The 5,999-nt window shown below is 59.7% G+C and carries 5 protein-coding genes; all 5 read left to right on the forward strand.

Annotation, left to right across the window (positions count from 1 at the left end; translation table 11 throughout):
* The first annotated feature begins 258 nt into the window (after window positions 1-258).
* Window positions 259-1,662 (forward strand): polynucleotide adenylyltransferase PcnB, encoded by a 1,404-nt coding sequence (locus ALO64_RS20290; RefSeq protein WP_005732362.1) that lies wholly within the window; start codon window positions 259-261, stop codon window positions 1,660-1,662.
* Window positions 1,655-2,161: a 2-amino-4-hydroxy-6-hydroxymethyldihydropteridine diphosphokinase gene (gene folK / locus ALO64_RS20295; protein WP_044344226.1), complete on the forward strand. Its 507-nt coding sequence runs from the start codon at window positions 1,655-1,657 to the stop codon at window positions 2,159-2,161. The genes ALO64_RS20290 and folK overlap by 8 nt, the downstream gene beginning before the upstream one ends.
* Window positions 2,162-2,388: 227 nt before the next feature.
* Complete coding sequence (gene panB, locus ALO64_RS20300; protein WP_044344227.1) at window positions 2,389-3,189, forward strand: 3-methyl-2-oxobutanoate hydroxymethyltransferase; 801 nt, start codon at window positions 2,389-2,391, stop codon at window positions 3,187-3,189.
* On the forward strand, window positions 3,186-4,037 hold the full coding sequence (gene panC, locus ALO64_RS20305) for a pantoate--beta-alanine ligase (protein WP_044344228.1): 852 nt from the start codon (window positions 3,186-3,188) through the stop codon (window positions 4,035-4,037). Before panB ends, panC begins: the two co-directional genes overlap by 4 nt.
* A gap of 253 nt (window positions 4,038-4,290) precedes the next feature.
* Window positions 4,291-5,955, forward strand: coding sequence for a glucose-6-phosphate isomerase (pgi, locus tag ALO64_RS20310; protein WP_044344229.1), 1,665 nt, complete (start codon window positions 4,291-4,293; stop codon window positions 5,953-5,955).
* Window positions 5,956-5,999: the final 44 nt, after the last annotated feature.

The raw sequence follows: 5,999 nt of genomic DNA on the forward strand, positions 1-5,999 counted from the left end.
AAAAAACTGATACTCCCCGAAGGTCTCGTGAATGGGCACTCAACAAAAACAAGAAGCCCATACAGAAAACAATAATAAAGAGCACACACTTTGGGGGAGCTTCGGCTCCCCCAGTAGCTTCCCCAGCGTTAATACGCGCCATCGTTTGCCCTTCCGCGACAGCTTCCTACACCATCCCCCGACTAAATGCTAGAATCCCCGCCCATCATGCGGTCATTCCACGTTTTTGGCCGAATATTCCTTCAAACAGTGCATCCCATGCTGAAGAAGTTGTTCCAGTCATTTCGTTCCCCACTGCGCAAACCGCAGCAACATACGCGTACCACGCCTGAAGTGCTCAATAGCAGCCAGCATTCGCTGCAACGCAGCCAGTTCAGCCGTTATGCCGTTAATATCGTCGAGCGCCTGCAGAACGCTGGCTACCAGGCCTATCTGGTCGGTGGCTGTGTACGCGACATGATGCTCAATATCACGCCCAAGGATTTCGACGTCGCCACCAGCGCCACGCCAGAACAAGTGCGTGCCGAATTCCGCAACGCGCGAATCATTGGCCGCCGGTTCAAGCTGGTGCATATCCATTTCGGTCGTGAAATCATCGAAGTGGCGACCTTCCGCGCCAATCATCCCCAGGATGACGAAGAAGAGGACAGCAACCAGTCCTCGCGCAATGAAAGCGGGCGCATTCTGCGTGACAACGTGTACGGCACGCTTGAAGAGGACGCCCAGCGTCGCGACTTCACGATCAACGCGCTGTATTACGATCCGGTCAGCGAGCGTGTTCTGGATTACGCCAATGGCGTACACGACATTCGTAACCGTCTGATCCGCCTGATCGGCGACCCCGAGCAACGCTACAAGGAAGACCCGGTGCGCATGTTGCGTGCGGTGCGCTTTGCTGCCAAGCTGGACTTCGGCATCGAAAAGCACAGCGCCCAACCGATTCGCTCGCTGGCACCGATGCTGCGCGATATTCCGTCGGCACGCCTGTTCGAAGAAGTGCTCAAACTGTTCCTCTCCGGGCATGCTGCTCCCACCTTTGAAATGCTGGTGGACCTTGAACTGTTCGAACCGCTGTTCCCGGCCAGTTCCAAGGCGCTGGAATACAACCCGACCTACACCCATACACTGATCAGCAATGCCCTGATCAACACCGACCTGCGCATCAAGCAGAACAAACCGGTCACGCCGGCATTCCTGTTTGCCGCGCTGCTCTGGCCTGCCCTGCCGGCCAAGGTACTGCGCGCCCAGGAGCGCGGCATGCCACCGATTGCAGCTATGCAGGAGGCCGCTCACGAACTGATTATCGAGCAATGCCAGCGCATCGCGATTCCAAAGCGCTTCACGCTGCCGATCCGCGAGATCTGGGATATGCAGGAGCGCCTGCCGCGCCGTTCGGGCAAACGTGCAGACCTGTTGCTGGACAACTCAAGGTTCCGTGCGGGTTACGATTTCCTCCTGTTGCGTGAAACTGCGGGCGAGCAGACCGATGGTCTGGGCCAGTGGTGGACCGATTATCAGGACTGCAACGACAGCGAACGCCGCGACATGATTCGTGACCTGAGCAGCAAGCCCGAAGCGGCGGGCACAGCGCCACGCAAGCGTCGTCGTAACAGCGGTGCCAAACGCAAGCGCACCACCGGCGAGGCGCAAAGCGGTGAATGAACCGCTATTGACCACTGAACGCGTTTACATCGGCCTGGGCAGCAATCTTGCTGACCCGACCGAGCAACTGCGCAGTGCCCTCAAGGCAATGGCGCAACTACCCGATTGTGAACTGACCGGCGTGTCATCGTTCTATGTCAGCGACTCGCTGCTGCCCGGCCAGCCGCGCTTTACCAACGCCGTCGCAGCACTCGACACTGCTCTGGCACCACTGACCCTGCTTGACGCGCTACAGGCCATCGAGCTGGATCAGGGCCGCGAACGCCACGAACGCTGGGGGCCTCGCACGCTGGACCTAGACATTCTGCTGTTCGGCAATCGCCTGATCGATGAACCGCGCCTCAAGGTGCCGCATTACCACATGCAGGCGCGGGCATTCGTGCTGTACCCGCTGGCAGAGCTGGCCCCAGGCCTGACGCTGGCCGACGGACGCGAACTCGATAGTCTACTTGACGACTGCCCGTTTACGGGCCTTGAACGCCTGCCCGCCGAGGCATAAAGCCTGTCTGTCACCGCACATGTGTAACCGGTCCGACGCACAGGTAACACCTTCAATTGACTTCACGCCCCCTCCTCACGAAGATAGGCCTCCCGCCGCCGCACCACAGGCGAACGGGCGCGAAACAGGCCTTTGCAAAACACCGCGACACGACGGTGTGCCTGCTTTTCCAGGATGACTCTCACGCGCTGAACACCCGTCTTCACAGCGCCTGATGGAGGACTTACATGCCGAACATAACCGTTACGTCGCTGCTGGCCATGAAACAGAAAGGTGAGAAAATCACCATGCTGACCTGCTACGACGCAACCTTCGCCCACACCGCCTGCCAGGCCGGTGTCGAAGTGCTGCTGATAGGCGACTCGCTGGGCATGGTCCTGCAAGGTCACGACAGCACCCTGCCCGTCACGACCGCCGAAACCGCGTACCACGTTGCCTGTGTCAAACGCGGTAATCAGGGCGCGATGATTCTCGCTGACCTGCCGTTCATGGCCAACGCCACGCTGGAGCAAACCTTCATCAACAGCGCGACGCTGATGCAGGCAGGTGCGCATATGATCAAGGTCGAAGGCGCTGCCTGGCTGGCCGAGTCGATCCGTTTGCTGGCAGAACGCGGCATCCCGGTGTGCGCACACATGGGCCTGACGCCGCAGGCAGTCAACGTACTGGGCGGCTACAAGGTTCAGGGTCGACTGGAAGCACAGGCACGGCAGATGCGTGCCGACGCGATCGCGCTGGAACAGGCGGGCGCAGCGATGATCCTTCTGGAGTGCGTGCCGAGTGAACTCGCCGAAGAAATCACCCAGGCGGTGAAAATTCCGGTCATCGGTATTGGCGCAGGCAGCGCTACCGACGGCCAGGTACTGGTGCTGCACGACATGCTGGGCCTGTCCATCAGCGGGCGCGTACCCAAATTCGTGAAAAACTTCATGACCGGTCAGCCCAATATCCAGTCGGCTATTCAGGCCTACGTGGCCGCGGTCAAAGACGTCAGCTTTCCGGCAACTGAACACGGATTCTCGGCATGAACACAGTAAAGACCGTACAGGAACTGCGTGCCGCCGTTGCGCGGGCACGCAGCGAAGGCAAACGGATCGCGTTGACGCCGACCATGGGCAACCTGCACAGCGGCCACGCCGCACTGGTCGCCAAGGCGGCCCAACGTGCCGACTTCGTGGTCGCCACCATTTTCGTCAATCCGCTGCAGTTCGGCCCCAACGAAGACTTGGCCACTTACCCTCGCACCCTGGCGGCCGATCAGGAAAAACTTCTGCAGGCCGGGTGCAACCTGCTGTTCACCCCAAACGTCGAGGAAATGTACCCTCACGGCATGGCCGATCAGACGCTGGTCAGCGTGCCACACCTGTCGCAAGGCCTGTGCGGTGCGAGCCGTCCCGGCCATTTCGAGGGCGTTGCTACGGTCGTCAGCAAGCTCTTCAATATGGTGCAGCCAGACCTGGCGATTTTCGGCGAAAAAGACTTCCAGCAGCTGGCGGTGATTCGCGCCATGGTCCGTGACCTGAACATGCCGATCCAGATCATCGGAGAACCTACCGTGCGTGCCGACGACGGTTTGGCGCTGTCCTCGCGTAACGGTTATCTGAATGAAGCTCAGCGCGCTGCGGCACCCGCGCTGTATCAGGCCATCCGCCAGACCGCCGACGCGATGAGCGCAGGCGAGCAGGATTTCGACGCACTGCTGACGAGCAAGAAGCAGCAACTGGAGGCAGCCGGTTTTCGTATCGATTATCTGGAAATACGTGACGCCACCAGCCTGCGCCCGACCACTGCCGAAAATCGCGACTTGGTCATCCTCGCCGCCGCATTCCTGGGTAAAACCCGCCTGATCGACAATCTGCACCTGACCAGAAGCTGACGGGATGCGCCGGGGCAATGAACTAAGCCAGACCGGCAATGCCATACCGGTACAGGTTGCCTGAACCACAACCGACAGCATTTGAGCGCAAGCCCCGGTTTCTTGTGTGCGAAAAAGTACCGGGGTCATGTAAGGCGAGGCGCAGACAAACGGGTACGCGAAGGGTAGTCTGCTATGTATAGCCCGTGAGAAAGCTTGCGACCTCGCCCCAAGAATATCCAAAGACAGAACCAGTTAAAGGAAACCCGCAGCGATGGCGTACTACCGCAATCCTTCCGATGTGACCGCTCTGCCCGCTTGGCAAGCGTTGAGCAAACACCGCCAGTCCATGCAGAATTTCAGCATGCGCGAAGCGTTCAATTCTGATCCGCAGCGCTTCAGCCAATTCACCCTCAGCAGCGCCGGCCTGTTTCTCGACTACTCCAAAAACCTGATCACCACCGAAACTCGTGATCTGTTGGTCAGCCTGGCGGGCGAAGTGAACCTCAAGGACGCTATCAAGGCTCAATACGATGGCGAGCTGGTCAACTCATCCGAAGGTCGCCCGGCGCTGCACACCGCTCTGCGCCGGCCGGTCGGCGACAAGTTGAAAGTCAACGGTGTCGATGTGATGCCGGACGTACACCGCGTACTCAATCAGATGACCGAACTGGTCGGCCGCATCCATGACGGCCTGTGGCGCGGTTACACTGAAAAGCCGATCACCGACGTGGTGAACATCGGCATCGGCGGCTCGTTCCTCGGCCCGGAGCTGGTCTCCGAAGCGCTGGTGGCCTACGCGCACAAAGGTGTGCGTTGCCATTACCTGGCGAACATCGATGGCAGCGAGTTTCATGAACTGTCGATGAAAATTCGCGCCGAGACCACGCTGTTCATCGTCTCGTCGAAGTCCTTCAACACGCTGGAAACCCTGAAAAACGCTCAGGCTGCACGCGCCTGGTACCTGGCGCAGGGCGGCTCCGAAGTTGAACTGCATCGCCACTTCATCGCGGTTTCCAGCAATAACGCGGCGGCCGTAGCCTTCGGCATCCGTGAAGAAAACATCTTCCCGATGTGGGACTGGGTTGGCGGTCGCTATTCGCTGTGGTCGGCCATCGGCCTGCCTATCGCGCTGGCTATCGGCATGTCCAACTTCAAGGAACTGCTGTCCGGCGCCTATACGATGGACCAGCATTTCCAGAGCGCCCCTTTCGAACAGAACATGCCGGTGCTGCTGGCGCTGCTGGGTGTCTGGTACGGCAACTTCTGGAATGCGCAAAGCCACGCGATCCTGCCGTACGACCACTACCTGCGTAACATCACCAAACACCTGCAACAACTGGACATGGAGTCCAACGGCAAGAGCGTCCGTCAGGACGGTACGCCAACCTCCACCGACACCGGCCCGGTCATCTGGGGCGGCGTGGGTGCCAACGGTCAGCACGCTTATCACCAGTTGCTGCATCAAGGCACACAGATGATTCCGGCCGACTTCATCGTGCCGATCGTCAGCTTCAACCCGGTTGCCGACCATCACCAGTGGCTATACGCGAACTGCCTGTCACAGAGCCAGGCATTGATGATGGGCAAGACCCGCGCCGAAGCCGAAACCGAGCTGCGCGAGAAGGGCATGAGCGAGGAAGAGGTGCAGAAACTGGCACCGCACAAGGTCATCCCCGGTAACCGTCCGAGCAACACCCTGGTGGTCGAACGCATCAGCCCTCGTCGTCTTGGCGCACTGGTGGCGATGTATGAGCACAAGGTGTTCGTGCAGAGCGTGATCTGGGGCACCAATGCCTTTGACCAATGGGGCGTGGAACTGGGCAAGGAGATGGGCAAGGCCGTGTACCAGCGTCTGACCGGCGGCACCGAAGAGCCGGCTGACGATGCATCGACCCAAGGGCTGATCAACTACTTCCGCGGCCGTCACCGCGGCTGATTTGTCCCTCTCATGGTTATGACCATCGTTCCCACGCTCCGCGT

Origin of the sequence: Pseudomonas meliae (assembly GCF_001400515.1) — a bacterium.
In the GTDB taxonomy this organism is placed as follows: domain Bacteria; phylum Pseudomonadota; class Gammaproteobacteria; order Pseudomonadales; family Pseudomonadaceae; genus Aquipseudomonas; species Aquipseudomonas amygdali.

Bases quoted from the DNA above. Each gene is read 5' to 3' on its own strand.
- ALO64_RS20290 (WP_005732362.1), top strand. From the start codon at position 259: ATGCTGAAGAAGTTGTTCCAGTCATTTCGTTCCCCACTGCGCAAACCG.
- panB (WP_044344227.1), top strand. From the start codon at position 2,389: ATGCCGAACATAACCGTTACGTCGCTGCTGGCCATGAAACAGAAAGGT.
- panC (WP_044344228.1), top strand. From the start codon at position 3,186: ATGAACACAGTAAAGACCGTACAGGAACTGCGTGCCGCCGTTGCGCGG.
- pgi (WP_044344229.1), top strand. From the start codon at position 4,291: ATGGCGTACTACCGCAATCCTTCCGATGTGACCGCTCTGCCCGCTTGG.